Genomic DNA, 16717 nt, shown 5'->3' with positions numbered 1-16717 from the left:
CCGCTGAAATAAAATATAAAAAAATATAAATTGTGCCTTAAATACANNTGTATTTAAGGCACAATTTATTTATGTTTGAGAATATAGCCAACATAGCGCTATCACTTATTATAAGAGTTAAATAGTATGAAATTAAGATCAGATTTAATTTTAAGAACCATAGGTTCAGATCATTTGATAGTTGACCCCAGCCAGGACATGGTAGACCTGTCAACGGTATATACACTCAACAGTTCGGCGGCCTGGCTTTGGGAAGAACTCAAAGGAAAAGATTTTGATACGGACACCATCGTAGACTTACTCCTTGAAAATTATGAGGTCAGTAAAGATCAGGCTGCATCTGATGCAGCAGTGTTACTCCAGGATTTCCGAAAACAGGGATTGCTCGAAGAATAGCAAATGATCAGCAGCAGCCTGAAACAGCACCTGCACTGGGCATGGTCCATCAGCAAAGGATATCGAAGCCGCCTGTCGCTTTATTTTATATTGGAGCTGATCTGCATCGTCCTCTCCTTGCTCTTTGTGTACTTATCCAAAAAAGCGGTCGATACGGCAACGATGCCGGGTCAGCTTCCGCTAAAATGGCTGCTGATCGGCATTATAGCCACCATTGCCCTTAACGTTGGCATCAAAGGTTATTCCGGGCGACTGATGGAGCGCATCAAACTGATGCTGACGCTCGAACTGCAGCGCCACATGCTCGACGCACAAATGCTCTCCGTATGGAAGCTGATCAAAAACTGGCATACGGGCGATATACAGATCCGTATTCAGACGGACTGCGAGGAAGTGGCCAATACCATCGCCAATACGCTACTGTCTTTTGTATTAACGGCAATCCAGCTACTGGCCTCGGTCGGATTTCTATGGTATATGGATCCGATGCTGGCCCTGATGATCCTGGCCATATCACCGCTCTTTGTCTTTTCGAAGCTTTATTTCCGCAAAATGCGAAAGCTCAGCCAGGAAGTCAAAGCGGAGGAAAGTAACTTCGCGAACGTGCTGCAGGAAAATCTACGCTTTCGGCTGCTCATACGGGCAATGAGCGCTTTTCCGAAAAGAAGGGCAAAATTGACCGAGAGCCAGGCGCAACTTTTCGCGCTAAAAATGCGCCAGATCAACTTCTCCACGTACACACAGGGCGCTATGAAAGTGGCCATGAACGCAGGGTATCTCATCGCCTTTATCTGGGGCATCTATCGCCTGCAATCGGGCCTGATTTCATTTGGTACAATGACCGCATTCCTCCAATTGGTTGCGCGCATACAGTCGCCTATACTTGCATTGATCGCCTATATTCCGGGCTTTGTCAGGTTCCGCGTCTCCGCGGATCGACTACTGGAACTGCAGGCGGGTGAAATGGAACCGCAAGTGCCACAGCAACGCCTGCAGCATACGCAGGAGCTCCGCATAAACGATCTCTCGTTCCGCTATGAAGATAAATGGGTGTTGCAAAATTTAAATCTTTCCCTGAAAGCAGGGGAACCTACCGCCATTATCGGGCCTAGTGGAAAGGGGAAAACAACCTTGATCCGGTTGCTGCTTGCACTACTGAAAGCGGAAAAGGGACAGATTACACTTCGGGATGGGGATGGCGAAAGGCCGCTGTCTGCCAGCCACCGCATCAATTTTGCGTATATCCCGCAGGGCAATTCGCTCTTTAGCGGCACAATTCGTGAAAATATAATGCTACACGCCAACGAAAATAGTCCCCTGGATATGCAGGAAGCGTTGCGCATTGCTGGGGCTGAATTTGTCTTTGATCTCCCCGATGGTATAAATACCCACATCGGCGAGTCTGGTATCGGCCTATCGGAAGGACAGGCGCAGCGCATTGCTATCGCGCGTGGCCTGATGCATGACGGCGATATTTGGCTCTTCGATGAGGTCACTTCGGCCTTAGACCGCACAACCGCGGATGCACTGATACAGCGCCTATTGGAGTATGGCAAAAATAAATTATGCCTTTTTGTAACACACGACCTTCATTTGGCAGAGCGGTGCCAGCAGCGCATTTACCTGGATTAAAACAGCGCAGTCATTTGGCTTTCTTCTGTTTGCGCGGAAGAATATCGATCTGATAGGTCTCTTCTGCATAATGGATCAATACTTCAAGATCGTTAATTTTATTGGTCAAAATCTGCTGAAAATGCAGCATCTCTACATTTCGCTGCTTGGCACCCGCCAGTTCGGATTCGAGTTTTGTGATTTTTTCTTCGGTCGACTTACTGCTGATATCGGCTGCACAGCAATCCGTATCGAGCGTCAGGTCGAGTTCTTGCTCCGCCGGATGCTCTTTCATCGCGCGTTTCAGCCAGCTCACAATGGTACGCTTATCTTTGACCTTACTTCGCTGCATGGCTTCTTCAACAGAAATCCGCCCCGTGAGCACTTCACGGGCAACTTGTAACATAAATGCTCTTCTATCTTTCATTAGCATGGTTTCTCTTACTGTCTAATGTGCTAAAAAGCCGCAACCGACCGGTAGGGTACGGTCGCGGCGCGCATATTTATCGGTGCTTTTTGCTGCCGGTAAAGCTATTTCGAATGGAACGAAGCAGTTTACCCAAGCCATTTTTTCGCTCATCCCGGCCATACCCATAGCCGTAACCGTAGCCATAACCGTAACCGGACTGCCCCAACTTGAGGCCATTCAGAATAATGGCCAGATTGGAAAGTCGCTTCTCGGCATAGATTTTTTGGATCTCCGGCAACTGCCGCTTATCCATTTTACCTGCCCGGATAACAAATAAAGTCAGGTCAGAAACACGGTCTACCACTGTGGCATCGGCAACAATGCCAGTGGGTACGCCATCGATGATAATGTAATCATAGCGGCTACGCAAATCGGCAATCAACTGGTCCAGCCGCTTGCTCAGCAAGAGCTCTACTGGATTGGGTGCCTCCATGCCAATGGAGATATAATCTACGTTTTCACCATGCAAATTGTAATGGATAATGGCGTCCAGTTCGAGGTTGATGTCGGAAAGATAGTGGCTCAGGCCCTTGCCGTGTATAATGCCCATGCGGTCACTCAATGTTCCCTTACGCAGATCCATATCCACAACGATCACTTTTTTATTTAAAAAAGATAAGGTGCTGGATAGATTCAGCGACGTAAAGGTTTTCCCCACGCCCGGAATAAAGGAGGTCAGGGTAATGGTCTGCGGATGCTTACCCTCCCGCGACATAAAGCTCATATTGGTCCGCAGGATGCGGAAAGCCTCCGTGAGGGGGTCTCTGCCCATACCGCTCACCAAAATGTTGTGCTGCGATAAACGCCGATTGTTGACCAATGGAATTTCGCCCAACAGCGGTACATCAATGGCTTCCTCGATATCTTGCCGACGCCGAACACCGGTGTCGAGAATGGACAGGGTCATAATCACAATCGCGGGCAATATCAGGCCTATGCCCATCCCTAAGCCCAACTTGCGCATCTTGCTCGGGGCAACGGGATCGTACGTCACAATGGCTGGATCGATAACGCGGATGTTGTCTTCGGTCATGGCCTGGTTAATGGCATTCTCCTCGCGCTTGTTCAGCAAATACAGATAAAGTTCTTCTTTTACTTTTTGCTGCCGCTCTACAGAGAGCATCACCCGTTGCTTTTGCGGTACCTGCATCGCTTTGCCGCGTGCAGCTTGCTCTTCTTTCTTCATATTGCCGGCCTTGATCCTTAATCCGCCGATGGCGTTGTCTACTGCCCGCCCGATATTGCCGCGCATGGACTGCAAGGCCCGGTCCAGATCCTGAACCACCGGATTGGCATCACTGCTGCCTTCAATAAGGCGGTTGCGACGAAGCAAGGTCGTGTTGTAATCGTTGATTTGGGTTTCTACATTGGCATCTACCAGTCCGGTATTGTTTGGAATCAGCTCATTTTTCTTACTGCCGTCGGCCAGATAGCCGCGCATCATCTGCGCAAGGTTGATATCGGTCTCTACTTTGCTGCGCTCGGCCTGATACAATCGGCTGTCTTCAAAATAGGCTGTGCCCACCGTGGACGCATCCATACCCTGATTTTGTGTCCGCAGATTTTCAATATTTGATTCCACGGAACCCAGTTCCTGCTCAATGATGGCCAGCCGCTCCCGAATAAAATTAGCGGTGTTTACGCCAATCTGGTTTTTGTCCTGCAAGGCGACTTCATTGTACACATTGATCATCTCCCCAATAAGGGCGGTGGCACGCAGCGGATTGGTATCCTCTGCAACAACCTGCAGCAGGGAGGCATCTTCTTCCATCTGGGTAATGGTAATGGTCGAGATAAAATAATTAACCATACGCTCCAGCGCAAACTTCTCTACCTTGATCTCTTGCTCCGGAAGTGCTTTGCCGGGGGTTAGGGCCGACTGCACCGTAACCTGCCCAAGGGGGGTATTAACCGGTTTGCCTAAGGTGGCTTTCACCTCCAACGTGGCTTCACCGTGGCTCCAATTGCTCAACAATACTTCCGTACCGCCAACTGGTGTGACCGTAAAAGAAAAGGAATCCTCAGGCTTTGTATGGGGAACGCTCACCTTGATCGGGCTAGCCGTGTAAAGCTCGTTGCGTCGCAATCCTGCGGCAACCGAATAACTCATCTCGGCCCCGATACGGGTAACCGTCTGCCGCATCAATTCTTTCGACTTGAGCTGCAGGATCTCACTGGCCACGCTAATGGAATTATAGGCTTCATTGGTGCGCGAGATGCGTGCCGTACGCGGGGTATTCATCGGTGTTTTGATGATAATCGTTTCGGCACTGCGGTAGATAAACGGTGATTTGGCATACTGATAATAGTAGTACGACCCAAAAACAAGAATGGACAGTGCAAACCATTTCCAATGGTAGAGCAGATGTGCCAAAACATCCAGCACATTGATCGATTTGTCTTTCTGTAACTGATTATAGTGTGTTGTTTTCATCGTTGACTATTTAAGCAAGTTTATGGCGGTCAAGATCACGGTAACGATACCAGTAGCAATGGTGGTGAAGCGCCAGCTCCGATCTTCGCGGGGCGTATTCTCCGCAGCGATAGGCTCTACATACACAATATCATTTTGCTGCAGGTAGTACGCCGGGGAATCAAAAATATCCTGCGACCCCACATTGGTCAGCATCTTTTTTCGGACGCCATTTTCTTCACGAATGACCGTTACACGGTCTGAAGCCGCATTGCGGGTGAGTCCGCCAGCTTTAGAAATGGCTTCAAGCAAATTGATACGCGAGTCGGGCACATCGATAATGCCTACACGGTTGACTTCGCCCATCACGTTGACCTTAAGATTGAGCAGTTCGACTTTCACAATGGCATCTTTGATATAGCCACCGTCGGACAAGCGCTGCGACAGCAGATCGCGGACCTGCTCCAGCGTCAACCCTTCGAGGTGCAGGTTGCCCAGGATCGGAAAGGTAATATTGCCCTGCTGATCAATGAGGTAACTTGGACCGCCGCTACCGGCCGAGCCGCCACTCAAGCTATTTTCTTTCTCTACAACCGTGTAGCTACCGCCCATCACATTGAAAGGTGCGGCGAGCTCAGGATTTTTCGCACTCACGGTAATGCTAAGCCGATCGCTCTGCTGTAATTTTAACATCGGTACTTCCAGCGCCCGGTAGGCTATATTGGGTACCATGTCATTGACATAGACCACTTTCTTGGGTGACATGCACGAACTCAGTAGGCTAACACCAAGTAAAATCATTGCTAAAATTTGTCTTTTCATATCGTAATAATCGTTTGTTTTTATATGCATATGCCGTACGCGGCTTCTAAATTGGATTATGCGCCGCGTCGGTTTAAAAAATGAATAATCGGGAACCAGAAAGCTTCTTTCGGAACGTAGGGAAAATAGCGGACAATACGTCGCAGTATGGCTTCGGTACGTCCTTTACGCGCCAAAAAAGTGCCGTCAATACGTTGTACATAAGCTTCATCGTAAAAACCAAAGTTGCCGCTCTGCCACACTTCCTGAAGGATATCCATTCCGGAGCCGCCAGCAGGGCTGGTAAACGGAAGTTTGTCTTTTGCCAAGCCAAGCTCATTGACCAAAAACTGATGCACCGGAGCAATCCAGCGCAACAGGCCGATCCTGCGGTAAAGCTGCTCTAACCGCACGCCATCCAGCAGGTGCCGGTAACGGTGATAAAGTGCCGCCAGGTCGCAGAATTGACGAAGCCCAATGCCAAAAGCCAGGGAATGCTTGAGAATATGTGCCGTCACCTGAACAACTTGAACCTGTGGCGCCAACACGGCGACGTCCTGCCCGGATATAGACAGGGTGGTATCGGGGAAATCCTTCCTGTACTGGTTCAATAATCGCTTGCAAAAAGGATTGTGGAGATCGAAAAGCCGGTCATGCAGATCCATTTCACTTGCTGTCCAACGATACACCTGCCCGCCAACATGGACGCGAGGGATGCGGTTTTTGATGAGATGGAGGCCTGCCAGGGTACACTGGCGCGTGGTTTCAAAATACCAGTCGATATCGCCACAGACGCGATGTTCGGGAAAGCGGTAGCTCTCCGCGACGCCCTGCCCCTTCAACAGCAGTGGACTGAGTTTACGCTTTTTGAAAAAGGCATACTGCTCGGCAATCTGGCTATTGGTACGGCGATGGCTCCGTTCGATCCGGTCAATCTGCACCGACCATTTGATCTGCAGCTGACGCGGCGGCAAATGGTCCTTGTCTAGGCACAAAAGTCCGTCGTAAACAATCCCTTGGACGGTCTGCTCGTTCGCCCGGCGATAGAGCCCGCTCCACTCCGCATCGGATAAGGGAAAGAACTGCTTTTCGTTATGTTGCTGTTTCTTGCCCCAAAGTCCGCTGCGCAAGAGGAACAAGAAGGCCGCTTGAATTTTAGTATTTTTCATAAATCCTCCTACATTTTGCGATCATTTTCTCGCGTGTAAAATTTGCTAGATACCTCTTCCGTCCCCCCTCGGCATAGGTTTGATAAGACCAAGAATCGGTTCCGATCTGCTGAATGGCTGCAGCCAGCGCTGTTGCATTTTCGGGTGCAACGACGAGTCCCGATACCTGATCTTGGTTGACCCAGCTGACACCGGAGCCCGGTATTGCGGTCGACACAATGGGTTTGCCGCAAGACATGGCCTCGATCTGCACAATGGCAAAAGCCTCGGTTTTCCAGATGGAACTCAGGCAAAAGATATCGGCAGCGCCAAAATAGGTCGGAATGTCATCATCGGACACAAAGCCAACCATACTGATGCGGTCCTGCAGGTTGAGGTCTGCGATAAGCTGATGAAGCGGCTCCTCCAGCGGCCCCTTACCACCAATGATCAGGTGAAAACGCGCATCCAGCTGCTGCATCGCCTGGATGAGGTAGGCATAGCCCTTGTACTCCACAAGCCGACCCAGGGAAAAGATAATGGTCTTGCCCGGATAGCGGCTTTTGAGTGCTGCAACGGCTGCCCCGTCGTAGCCTATCGGGTTGACACCGATGGGAATAAAGTCGATTTTGGCCTTTACCTGTTGTAAAAAGGGCGACTGCTCGACATAAACGGGGGTGGTACCCACAATCTGTTCGGCTCTGTTGATCAGCCAATTCTGTAAGGGCTTATACAATTTGAGCAGGTTCTTTTGTTTTAAAATATCCGAATGCCAATGCAACACAACCCGCCCCCGATAGCCCGACAGGTAAAGCGCCAGACTGGCCATCGGATCGGGATGGTGAATGTGAATGATATCATATTGCCCAGCAATATTCCTGAGTTTGGCGATCATTGCCGGAGCCAACATGGTGCCTGCAATTTTAACGGAGGTATGCACAACAAATAACCGCGCATAGGGATTTACCTGTATTTCGGCGGCAGGGTGATCTTCGGTCGATGCGCAAAGCATATCACAGCATACTCCGCTTTCGGATAAACCGAGCATCAGGTCGTACATCACTTTCTCTACACCGCCGCGTATGGGATAAAATTTTCCAAGTTGTAATATTCTCATCATTTTTTTTGCGTTTAACAGTTTATGAATAGCTCCTATTTTAAAAGCGTATGAAAGAGATCTGTCCAGTTTAGCGCAAAGGGTTGGGCCAATGGTTCCTTAGCCACAGCCTTCAAAAAAGACCGGTCGCCGCGCATCAGTGCACCCATTTGTGTTGCTAAAGCCTTTGGATCGTCGGGATCAAAGAATGACACGCATTTACTCCCTGCCGCCGTGTCGTGTGCATAGGGTAAATCGGCTAAAAGCATCGGCTTACCATAAGCGGAAAACTCGGTAATGGGCAGTCCCCAGGACTCGGCCTTTGATGGGAAAATCAGACAGTCGCTGCCGGCATAGTAATCTTCGAGCTGCGTACGGCTCACAAAGCCCATAAAATGCAGGGATTGCAGATGTCCCCACCTGCGATGCAGCCACTGGGCGTATGTATTTTCATCGCCCTTCACCGTAAGATGTACTTTAAAGGGTACCGTGTCCTGCTGTTCGAGCAGTGCTGCTGCCCGGCAGATCACTTCAAAATTCTTGTGACTATTGGGGGACCCGGCAAATACAAAGGTGAAACTGCCCGGCGCTTCCTCTTTTTGGGAAACCGCAACCTGCTGGGTCGCCATTTCGGGTGGGGCTACAATAATGTGAGCCGTAGGCACTGCAAACAGCCGATGAAATGCTTTGCGCAACCAATGCTGCTGCACCACCAGATAATTATTGCGCCGAATATTGGGCTTGTAGATATACGTACTGAAGAGCGCAAGCAACGCGATCTTGGGTGCAAAAAATAGATCGTGCGCCTTCCAGCGATAAAAAGGGAAAGCATTATGGCAATATACGGCCCGCCGCTCGGCAATCACCGATGGACTGGTATCGTGCAGCGAGAACCAGAGGTAAACGGGACCAATCGCTTTGGATATCGAACGCATCGATACATATTCGTACCAGAGGCGGTTGACCCAGCGTTTTTTGGGCCACTGCGTTTCTATATATTCGATATGCGGGAAATCGGCCAGTGAACGCCGATACACCAGGGCAATAACGCGGTAGTCGCCCGACTGAGCCAGCGCAGAAAGGCACGCCAAACATTCCTTGAGGATGGCCAATGGACCTGCCTCCACCAGATTGACAGCAGAAATAACGATCGTTTTGCTCATCGCTTCTCTCCTTTCACTAAGCGCTCAAACAATAAGAGCCATTGGCGCATAATACGTTCCTCATCGAAATTTTCGGCCATTTCCCATGCCGCCTGCCCCATCTGCTGCCGCAGCGAATTGTTTTCCATCAGCCGGCAGGCCTTATTGGCAAAATCTGCACCATCACCTTCGGCGATCAAATACCCATTCTTACCGGGTTTAATGATATCGCGGGGCCCACATTTGCAGGCGTAGGCGACCATGGGCAGACCGCAGGCCTGGGCCTCCAGCAGTGTCATGGGCAGCCCCTCGTAGCGCGAACTCATCAAGACTAATGAGCTGTGCATATACGCGTCCATAATGTGCTTGACCGGCGCGTGGAGTGCAATCTGCCCGTCCAATCCCAAGGCATGGATCTGGGCCAGCATATCGGCTTTCAAGGTCCCCTGCCCATAGATGTCGAGCTTCCAGTCGGGACAGCGCGCATGAATATCCTTCCAGATCGCAATCAGCTGGTCAAATCCTTTCTGATAATCAAACCGCCCAACAGCAATAGCTCGTTTCTCGGTAAGAGCCGCCCGCTGGTGCACTGAAAAGGTATTGGCATTGGGGATAACGACACTATTTTTCAATCCTTTCCAATAGACCAGGTCTTCATGAGTGAGCACCACAAAACGATCGTATTTCCGCGCCAATGTGAGATCATGGGCACTGCGCCAGGTATTTACTAATTTCCAGAGCCCTTTGCGATCGTACTGCAGCCGTTTAAACCTTGAAAAGTGAATCTCAAGGACTTTCTTACTCCCATCGGTGATGTCGTGCAGAAAACTGACATCGTGATCAAACATGGAAATGACAATATCGGCCTTTAAGGGCATAAGAAGTGCTTCAAGCCGTTCGCGATGGATACGCTGCCGACGCTTGTAGGAAAGCATTTTACTAAAAATACCCAGTCCCTCATCGTCGGTATAATTGATCGCAAGGTCTACCTGGCAGATCAAAGGATCGAGCTCAAAATGAGGCACACGGGCTTTTTGGTCTGTGGTTACAACCGTCAGCTCGTGCCCCATCCGTGCCAGGTAGTTGGCCTTATTGGCCAGTACACGCTCCATGCCCCCAGCATTATACGTTCCCAAGATGGAATAGACTATTTTCATTTTCGACAGTAGATTTGGAAGTGAACAAAGAGCCCTGCACGCCTTCGACGCAATAAAATAGGGCATAAATCAGAAATATATCGGTAGAGACCTTAAACCAGATGACAAACGAAAAGGCTAATAAAGACAGAAACAACAGCTTATAATAGCGGTATCTGGATAGGAATGACAATCCATTGAAGATAAAAAAGCCAGCAAAGACGCTAAATCCAACGAGACCACAATAGAGTATAAAACGGCAATAGCCAATGTCGGTGTTAAAGATCCAGCCGTCAAAAAGGCCTGTACCGATGAGCCAGGTGCGGGTATCGTCGGGCCAAACCCACATATTCATGCTCAGTTTGTCGGTCGAATCGGTTCGAAATTCCCCCGTCTCGTAATAATTGAAGAAACCTTCGAAAGCAAAGCGCATATATCCCCGGAAAAGCTCATTGTGCGCATAGAAGTACATGGAGATCAGAATAGCCACCAGCAGCAGAATAGTAAGAACGGTAAAAAAACGGACAAACTCTATCCGGATAATACGGTGGAATAGCCCCGTGGAAAAAAACATCGCCAGCAGCCCCATCACCCCGCCAATGGACGTGGTCCGCGCCATAATATTGCCCAGAATAAAGATGGCAAAGAAAACAATCAATAAAAGGGCCGTCAGTAATAGGGTCTTTTTCTGAAACAGGTCTCGTGTAAACAGCGCGGAAAGCATGATCAAAACGATCGAGAACCGCACCCCGGCATTGTCTAGGGAAGCACCGATGCCATACAGGCGGTCTACCTCCTGAGCGAAAGCCTGCCCCTGCTCGATATAGCGATCGACCAGCGACTGCACCCCCGGCGAGCTATCGATCCATAAGGCCAGTATACACTGCGCCAGACAAACAGCCGCGAGATAATACGTGAGGATATGAAAATTGATATAGCCATGCACCTGACGGATGGCCATAACGACGGTATAACCCGCAAGAAGCCATATCGCAAAACTGAGGTAGTAGGTAGCATAGGCAAAGTCATCGGTGCGGTTGACATCGGTAGCGATGTAACAGACCAGCGAAAAAACGAGGGCTAAACCTGTCGCCGAAAACAGCGGCCGGCTAATTTCGACCCGTTGGGCGCGAAACAGCTGGACGAACAGCAAGGGTGCCCCAATACCGGCCAAAATAATTTTGGTATTGACACTGGGCGGTAAAAATGTAAAACCGAACGAGAAGAAATAGCCGCTGACCAACAGGCCAACAAAAAAAATCAGTAATCCTTTTATCATAGCGCTATTTATAGATGATACCATAGAAAACCCGTATCAACAGCAGGTGATACATTCGTACTGCCCAATATTGCCGTTTGGAGGCAAACCATTGTAAGAGGCGTGTATGCAGCGACGCCGAGCGGTTTTGCAGGATATAGCGGTCGGAACTGCTAAACCAGTTGGTCCAGCGGATATAATCTGATTTTTGCCCCGTCACCAGCAAAGGCAATTTTATTGTCAATTTGAGAAAGTCGATTCCAGGCCCGATAGCCGATGCATACTGACTTGCCCCAAGGTAGCGCTCGACCTCGCCGATATTTGTTTCCACTTCGCGCATATGCTGCGTGGAGAACGTTTTGCTGATCGAGCCGGCATTATCCTGCCGGTAATGATACAATACACGGTCCAGCAAACAGATGTGCGCGGCATGGACAAACAATTTTAGCGTAACCAAGAGGTCTTCACCCATATTGGCTCCGGGTATAAAGCGGATGGAATACGCCTCATAAAGCGACCGACGCACCATAAATAACCACAGATTCCAGCGCATACGCCCCGCCAGCATGGCCTGTATGGCTTCCAAAGGAGTTGCACATGTGGGCTGCTGCATGGTACGCTCGCTGTTTTGAAAAGCAAGGCACCACTGAAAGTATACAATGTCCGCTCCAGTACGCAAGGCTTCTTGCACACAACTTTCTACCGCATCGGTCTCCAGGCTGTCATCGGCATCGACATATAGCACAAACTCGCCCGAAGCATGATCCAACCCCGTATTACGGGCTGCAGACACGCCTTTGTTTTGCGGATGGGAAATAATTTTGGCTGTAAACCCCTCTCGACCGTCCACAGCATGGGCAAAAACCTTGAGCATCGCCAAACTGAGGTCGCTACTGGCATCGTCTACACAGATAAATTCGATATGCCCGTAGGTCTGCCGGCGTAAAGACAGTAACGTGCGTTCGAGAGTGTCCTGTGCGTTATAGACGGGTGTGATAATGCTGACTAAGGGTAAAATTTTCATCATATGCGTGTTGGATACATTAGGGTGTAAAAATTCGGCTAACAATCTCTTGCTCATACCGTTGATCTGCCCGGTCATGCTGCTTGTTTCCATCCTTGACCTCATTGACATATTTGCCGGGGATAGCTACTTTTTTGGAAGCACGCTGCAGAAACCATTCGTATTCGATATCCACATGCCCAATATCCAGCGCGCGTAACCCCAAGTGCGAAAGATCATAAGCAAGCACCGTAGCCGTGGGGCCAAGTGCCAGCAGCACCAGGTCATAGGCTCTGCCTACGCGCTCCGTTTCCAGCAGCAAGGCATCGTAACAGCTAAAGGCCTGCTGCGATAGGGTAATAATACGGCCGATAGCCGATGCCCCTGAAAACAGGTCGTTGCCCACGCCCAGGCGGCTCATCTCACCTTCGACAATTAAAATGCGCTTGTCCTGCCAGAGTTGCTTAAGCTTCGAAAAGAAGCTACCGCAATGCGATTTATCCTGCCAATCCATATAAGGCCGTGTCACACAGGCATCGTAATAGGGCCTCGAGTAATTGAAGTAAGGGATATATTTTCGGTAATGAAACACCACAAATTGCCGCCAGAAAAAACTTCCCTGCGCATTGAGATGTTGTACCGAACGCAGGCCATAAGGGATGCAGATCATGCATACCGCACTGTTGCTGCTCAGAATAGCACGGAGACGCTGCGAGAGCTCGTCGTCCATATCCTGAAAACCCAGGTGTTCGGTCTGATTGATCATATGAAATTCGCCATCGCCAAATCGGGCCATCGAAAGGTTGGACTGGAGCAGCTTATCCAAAGTCTCCATAGGGGTGTGAATCTTTGGAAAAGGCAATAGCAACCTGAACAGGCGATACCGAATGGACAAATAGCAACGTCTTATTATATTCATTGTACTACAGTTGAATTTGAAGTCTGTTTACCACATACCCGTTCGACCATCCGATCCACGAGCGCCATGTTCTTTCCGCTAAACTTGCGGGCAAATAGCAGATCGGAAGCAATCAGGCGATCAAAGTCGGCGTCGGTCCATTCAATCAGTTCGCCCTTATGCCAGCCGATCATCCGTTGGCAATCGTGATATTCGCTGTTGGTATGGTGCCGCTTCAACCGAAAACGGGAGTTCCAGCAAAGGGTCTGGATAAAGATTTCGTCGCTACAGAAGGTATGTTGATACATCTTGAGCACTGCACTTTTGTGGGTCAGGAGATAACGGACAAATGCATCGGTCACGCTGACCCATTGGGTACCTTTTTTGAAGATCACATCTTGGTTGCGGTATAGGCCAAACAGTCCCTGCAAGCGCAAACTGAAGGCACGTGCAGCCCGGTACCAGTAGGCAGCTATCCCCTTGCCTGCTCTAAATCGGCTTGGATAAAAATGAATCCGCCGTACTTTTCGGTCGATCTCCTTGTCGCAGTTGCCCTTTTGGAAACCGATGAACTCCTGCCCCTGATGTGCCGCAAAAAAAGCATGAATCTCATCCTGACTTTTGAGCGGAAGATCTACGCCCGACAATACATGGTAGTAAGCATACTGCTGCTGTGCAGCAGCGGTTTCAAAAAGCCGATATTCTGCCGCCACCACAGAAACATCGCCCCAATGCACATCAACACGTGCGTGCAATACACAAAGCCGCGCATGTTGCGTGCTGAGCTCGGGCAATTGCGCTACCTTTTGATCAAAATGGATGTAGATGTCGTTGCGCTTATCGTCCAGGCAATGCACCAATTTTTGGAGGACCTCAAACTCGTTATGCGCCAAAATAAGGTAAGCGTGTTTTAACCTGTCCATATTAACTATCCTCCTTTCTAGCGGGCGCTGCCGTTTTAGTCTGGCGCAGAATCTGCCGGAGTTGAGCGATGGTATCTTCGGGGAAATACGTTAGCTTGTGCAGGCTGGTCCGCAAAAAAATATCCGGATAGGCCATTGGGTAATTGCCGCCAGACAGCTTGGTCTGCAAGAGATGGGGGTAAACATCACTCACATGGAGGCCCTGACCTGCCGATTTTTCAGCGGGCAGCAGCTGCTCGTGCAAAATCTGAAAGAAAAAATAGTCGAGTGCCCCGTCTGCAGCTTTCCAGTAATTGAAAAGCAGCTGACACAGCTGACCGAGCAGTGCATGCCCTTTCTTGGCGAAAATAATACTGTTGAGCATCTTCACTTGATGATCTTCGTGCCAGCCCCAATAGTAGGCATAACTATTTTTCCAATAATCGGTGTAGGGTTCCTGCGCGTCCCGCTGGTACACGAAATAGTCCTGTTCACAAAACTCGGCGGGCAACTCATCCGTCAATAGAATCGTGGCGTCGAGCCACACACCGCCATAAACCTGCAGCAGCGCCAGACGGATAATATCCGAAAAAAAAGTCCGGCTGATGATATCTGCCTTCCGTTTTGACCCTATAAAATCGGGTATATCGAGGTACTGTGGCAACGTGTCATCGTCTACCCGAATGACGGTGTAGTCGCCCCGGTAGGTATCCACCGACTGAAAGCAGAGCTTGACGACATCCGGCAGGCGGTCGGTCTGTGTACCTTGTCCCCAATATTGCCAGATCACTTTATTGGCAGGGAGGTCCATCTTGGCCCGAAGTGGAAAATGTTCGAGCTGCCCGGCCGCTTCCCGCGCGATCATCTGATTCCAGAAAGCAGCCACCTTGCGGTGTTTTCGCAAGATCTTCTGTTCACGGAGCATGCTCCAGGCTGTTTTTACGATCGACTTCTTCATGATATAGGTGCGCTAGTAGTTAAATCTTAATTCGTTTTTTCCATACACTGCGGAGTATGCCGCAAAAAAAACGGTATTCCTCCAATTGAATGAGCCAGCATACCGTTGCAAATGCCACGATATAACTGGAGAAAAGCAGGAAGGCTTCCATCCCGTCCGTGAGCTCATAGGGCAGCAGTGTGGTGCCCCACCAGACTGCGCAGCCAAGGGCGCACGATAGGAATATACTGGGCAGCAGATCATACAGCTGCTGGCGCATCGAGTAATCAAGAAACCTGGCCGTGTAGTGGGTATTGATAAATAGGGAGGCCACAGACACGGCCACCTGCCCCCATATTAAACCATAAACGCCATACCGCAACCCCACCACCACAGCAACGACAATGCAGATCTTTTTAATGATTTCGAGCTTGAGATAAAGGTCTGAACGTCCTTTGACCTGCAATACGTTGAGATTGTAGTTGTGAATGGGCTGAAAGAGGGCTCCCAAGGCCATCAGCTGAAAATAAGGGACCGCAGGTAGCCATTTTGCACCGAGCAAGAGCCTGATAATGGGTTCGGCCGCAATGACCATCAGCGAGATCGTAGGGGCGACGATAAAGATAACCAGCTTGAGCACACGCCGGTAGGCATGGCGCAACTGCTGATCGTCGTTGCTGAACTTGGCAAACAAGGGGTACGTTACCTTGTTCAATGCGGTCGAAATATTGTTGATCGGTAGATTTTTCAGCGACTCGGCCCGGTTATAGTAGCCCAAGGTTGTTTCCGAAAATCGTTTGCCGATGACAATGGAATACACATTATTGAAAATAACGTTGAGCAGCGCAGAGAGGGTCAGCCGGATACCAAAAGCAAAATGCGTGTTAAATTTATCGCGGTCAAATGTAAAGGTAGGCCGCCATTCGCTGTAAAACCAATACTGCAGGGTATACAGCAGATTTTGCAGCAAGGCTGAATAGACCAATGACCACACCCCCATTCCGGCCAGCGCAAAGCCAATACCTGCCAACCCACCCACAATGACCGAGGGTAAACGCACCTTGAAGGTGGTTTTAAAATCCAGTTTCTTATCAAATAGCACGGCCTGTACATGCACAAAGCTGTCGATGATGAGCACAATACTATAGACCCGAATGATGGGGCCCAAAATGGGTAACTGATAAAACTGACCTATCCAGGGAGCTGCAATAAATACAAGCAGGTACAATAAGGCTGTCGTTGCCATATTGAACCAAAAAACGGTGGACAGATCGCGTTCGTCTACCGATTGCGTCCGTACGAGGCTACTGCTCATTCCGCCGTTGATCAAAACGGAGCATATATTGATCACCACATTAAACAGTGCTATCGTCCCAAAATCTGCCGGCATCAGCAAGCGGGCCAGCACCAGGTTGACCACAAAGGACACCAGCTGCACGCCAAATTGATCCATAAATACCCAGATTGCTCCCGTTGCGACTTGTTTCTTTAGCTCCATGTGAAATCG

The 16717-nt window shown here is 49.6% G+C and carries 15 protein-coding genes; 2 read left to right on the top strand and 13 right to left on the bottom strand.

Annotated features, from left to right (window positions below; all coding sequences use genetic code 11):
• The first annotated feature begins 126 nt into the window (after positions 1–126).
• Positions 127–396 (top strand): PqqD family protein, encoded by a 270-nt coding sequence (locus tag B3E00_RS05165; protein ID WP_293937375.1) that lies wholly within the window; start codon positions 127–129, stop codon positions 394–396.
• 3 nt (positions 397–399) lie between these two features.
• Positions 400–2028 carry an ABC transporter ATP-binding protein gene (locus B3E00_RS05160; protein ID WP_293937373.1) on the top strand — a complete coding sequence of 543 codons (1629 nt, stop codon included), beginning with the start codon at positions 400–402 and terminating at the stop codon, positions 2026–2028.
• A gap of 10 nt (positions 2029–2038) precedes the next feature.
• Here the strand turns inward: B3E00_RS05160 and B3E00_RS05155 are convergent, their stop codons facing one another.
• The 13 genes from B3E00_RS05155 to B3E00_RS05095 all read right to left on the bottom strand — a co-directional run bounded on the left by B3E00_RS05155 (position 2039) and on the right by B3E00_RS05095 (position 16708).
• Positions 2039–2434: a hypothetical protein gene (locus B3E00_RS05155; protein ID WP_293937371.1), complete on the bottom strand. Its 396-nt coding sequence runs from the start codon at positions 2432–2434 to the stop codon at positions 2039–2041.
• 76 nt (positions 2435–2510) lie between these two features.
• Positions 2511–4910 (bottom strand): GumC family protein, encoded by a 2400-nt coding sequence (locus B3E00_RS05150; protein ID WP_293937368.1) that lies wholly within the window; start codon positions 4908–4910, stop codon positions 2511–2513.
• Positions 4911–4916: 6 nt separating this feature from the next.
• Entirely contained in the window at positions 4917–5711 is a 795-nt protein-coding gene (locus B3E00_RS05145; protein WP_293887071.1) for a polysaccharide biosynthesis/export family protein, read from the bottom strand.
• Between the two features lie 56 nt (positions 5712–5767).
• On the bottom strand, positions 5768–6859 hold the full coding sequence (locus tag B3E00_RS05140; protein ID WP_293937366.1) for a nucleotidyltransferase family protein: 1092 nt from the start codon (positions 6857–6859) through the stop codon (positions 5768–5770).
• Positions 6846–7958 (bottom strand): glycosyltransferase, encoded by a 1113-nt coding sequence (locus B3E00_RS05135; RefSeq protein WP_293937364.1) that lies wholly within the window; start codon positions 7956–7958, stop codon positions 6846–6848. The genes B3E00_RS05140 and B3E00_RS05135 overlap by 14 nt, the downstream gene beginning before the upstream one ends.
• Positions 7959–7990: 32 nt before the next feature.
• Entirely contained in the window at positions 7991–9097 is a 1107-nt protein-coding gene (locus B3E00_RS05130) for a glycosyltransferase family 4 protein (protein ID WP_293937362.1), read from the bottom strand.
• The gene (locus B3E00_RS05125) at positions 9094–10233 is read right to left on the bottom strand and encodes a glycosyltransferase family 4 protein (RefSeq protein ID WP_293937360.1); all 1140 of its coding nucleotides are present in this window, start codon (positions 10231–10233) and stop codon (positions 9094–9096) included. The genes B3E00_RS05130 and B3E00_RS05125 overlap by 4 nt, the downstream gene beginning before the upstream one ends.
• A complete protein-coding gene (locus B3E00_RS05120) occupies positions 10199–11491 on the bottom strand; it encodes a hypothetical protein (protein ID WP_293937357.1) in 1293 nt (430 codons plus the stop codon). The genes B3E00_RS05125 and B3E00_RS05120 overlap by 35 nt, the downstream gene beginning before the upstream one ends.
• A gap of 4 nt (positions 11492–11495) precedes the next feature.
• Positions 11496–12551 carry a glycosyltransferase family 2 protein gene (locus B3E00_RS05115; RefSeq protein ID WP_293937355.1) on the bottom strand — a complete coding sequence of 352 codons (1056 nt, stop codon included), beginning with the start codon at positions 12549–12551 and terminating at the stop codon, positions 11496–11498.
• On the bottom strand, positions 12514–13392 hold the full coding sequence (locus B3E00_RS05110; protein ID WP_293937353.1) for an SP_1767 family glycosyltransferase: 879 nt from the start codon (positions 13390–13392) through the stop codon (positions 12514–12516). The genes B3E00_RS05115 and B3E00_RS05110 overlap by 38 nt, the downstream gene beginning before the upstream one ends.
• Positions 13389–14264: a beta-1,6-N-acetylglucosaminyltransferase gene (locus B3E00_RS05105; RefSeq protein ID WP_293937351.1), complete on the bottom strand. Its 876-nt coding sequence runs from the start codon at positions 14262–14264 to the stop codon at positions 13389–13391. Before B3E00_RS05105 ends, B3E00_RS05110 begins: the two co-directional genes overlap by 4 nt.
• 31 nt (positions 14265–14295) lie before the next feature.
• Positions 14296–15231, bottom strand: a complete 936-nt coding sequence (locus B3E00_RS05100; protein WP_293937349.1) for a capsular polysaccharide synthesis protein — start codon at positions 15229–15231, stop codon at positions 14296–14298.
• A gap of 19 nt (positions 15232–15250) precedes the next feature.
• Positions 15251–16708 (bottom strand): lipopolysaccharide biosynthesis protein, encoded by a 1458-nt coding sequence (locus B3E00_RS05095; RefSeq protein ID WP_209577233.1) that lies wholly within the window; start codon positions 16706–16708, stop codon positions 15251–15253.
• Between the last annotated feature and the right edge of the window lie 9 nt (positions 16709–16717).

This window comes from Sphingobacterium sp. UBA5996 (genome assembly GCF_002429765.1).
GTDB lineage: Bacteria > Bacteroidota > Bacteroidia > Sphingobacteriales > Sphingobacteriaceae > Sphingobacterium.
This window is presented reverse-complemented; position numbering and strand designations above follow the sequence as displayed.

What these genes read in the sequence shown, in the direction of transcription:
- B3E00_RS05100 (WP_293937349.1), bottom strand. Translation starts at nt 15,231, where the DNA reads ATGAAGAAGTCGATCGTAAAAACAGCCTGGAGCATGCTCCGTGAACAG.
- B3E00_RS05140 (WP_293937366.1), bottom strand. Translation starts at nt 6,859, where the DNA reads ATGAAAAATACTAAAATTCAAGCGGCCTTCTTGTTCCTCTTGCGCAGC.
- B3E00_RS05095 (WP_209577233.1), bottom strand. Translation starts at nt 16,708, where the DNA reads ATGGAGCTAAAGAAACAAGTCGCAACGGGAGCAATCTGGGTATTTATG.
- B3E00_RS05150 (WP_293937368.1), bottom strand. Translation starts at nt 4,910, where the DNA reads ATGAAAACAACACACTATAATCAGTTACAGAAAGACAAATCGATCAAT.
- B3E00_RS05110 (WP_293937353.1), bottom strand. Translation starts at nt 13,392, where the DNA reads ATGAATATAATAAGACGTTGCTATTTGTCCATTCGGTATCGCCTGTTC.
- B3E00_RS05135 (WP_293937364.1), bottom strand. Translation starts at nt 7,958, where the DNA reads ATGATGAGAATATTACAACTTGGAAAATTTTATCCCATACGCGGCGGT.
- B3E00_RS05160 (WP_293937373.1), top strand. Translation starts at nt 400, where the DNA reads ATGATCAGCAGCAGCCTGAAACAGCACCTGCACTGGGCATGGTCCATC.
- B3E00_RS05130 (WP_293937362.1), bottom strand. Translation starts at nt 9,097, where the DNA reads ATGAGCAAAACGATCGTTATTTCTGCTGTCAATCTGGTGGAGGCAGGT.
- B3E00_RS05165 (WP_293937375.1), top strand. Translation starts at nt 127, where the DNA reads ATGAAATTAAGATCAGATTTAATTTTAAGAACCATAGGTTCAGATCAT.
- B3E00_RS05115 (WP_293937355.1), bottom strand. Translation starts at nt 12,551, where the DNA reads ATGAGCAAGAGATTGTTAGCCGAATTTTTACACCCTAATGTATCCAAC.
- B3E00_RS05120 (WP_293937357.1), bottom strand. Translation starts at nt 11,491, where the DNA reads ATGATAAAAGGATTACTGATTTTTTTTGTTGGCCTGTTGGTCAGCGGC.
- B3E00_RS05145 (WP_293887071.1), bottom strand. Translation starts at nt 5,711, where the DNA reads ATGAAAAGACAAATTTTAGCAATGATTTTACTTGGTGTTAGCCTACTG.
- B3E00_RS05125 (WP_293937360.1), bottom strand. Translation starts at nt 10,233, where the DNA reads ATGAAAATAGTCTATTCCATCTTGGGAACGTATAATGCTGGGGGCATG.
- B3E00_RS05155 (WP_293937371.1), bottom strand. Translation starts at nt 2,434, where the DNA reads ATGAAAGATAGAAGAGCATTTATGTTACAAGTTGCCCGTGAAGTGCTC.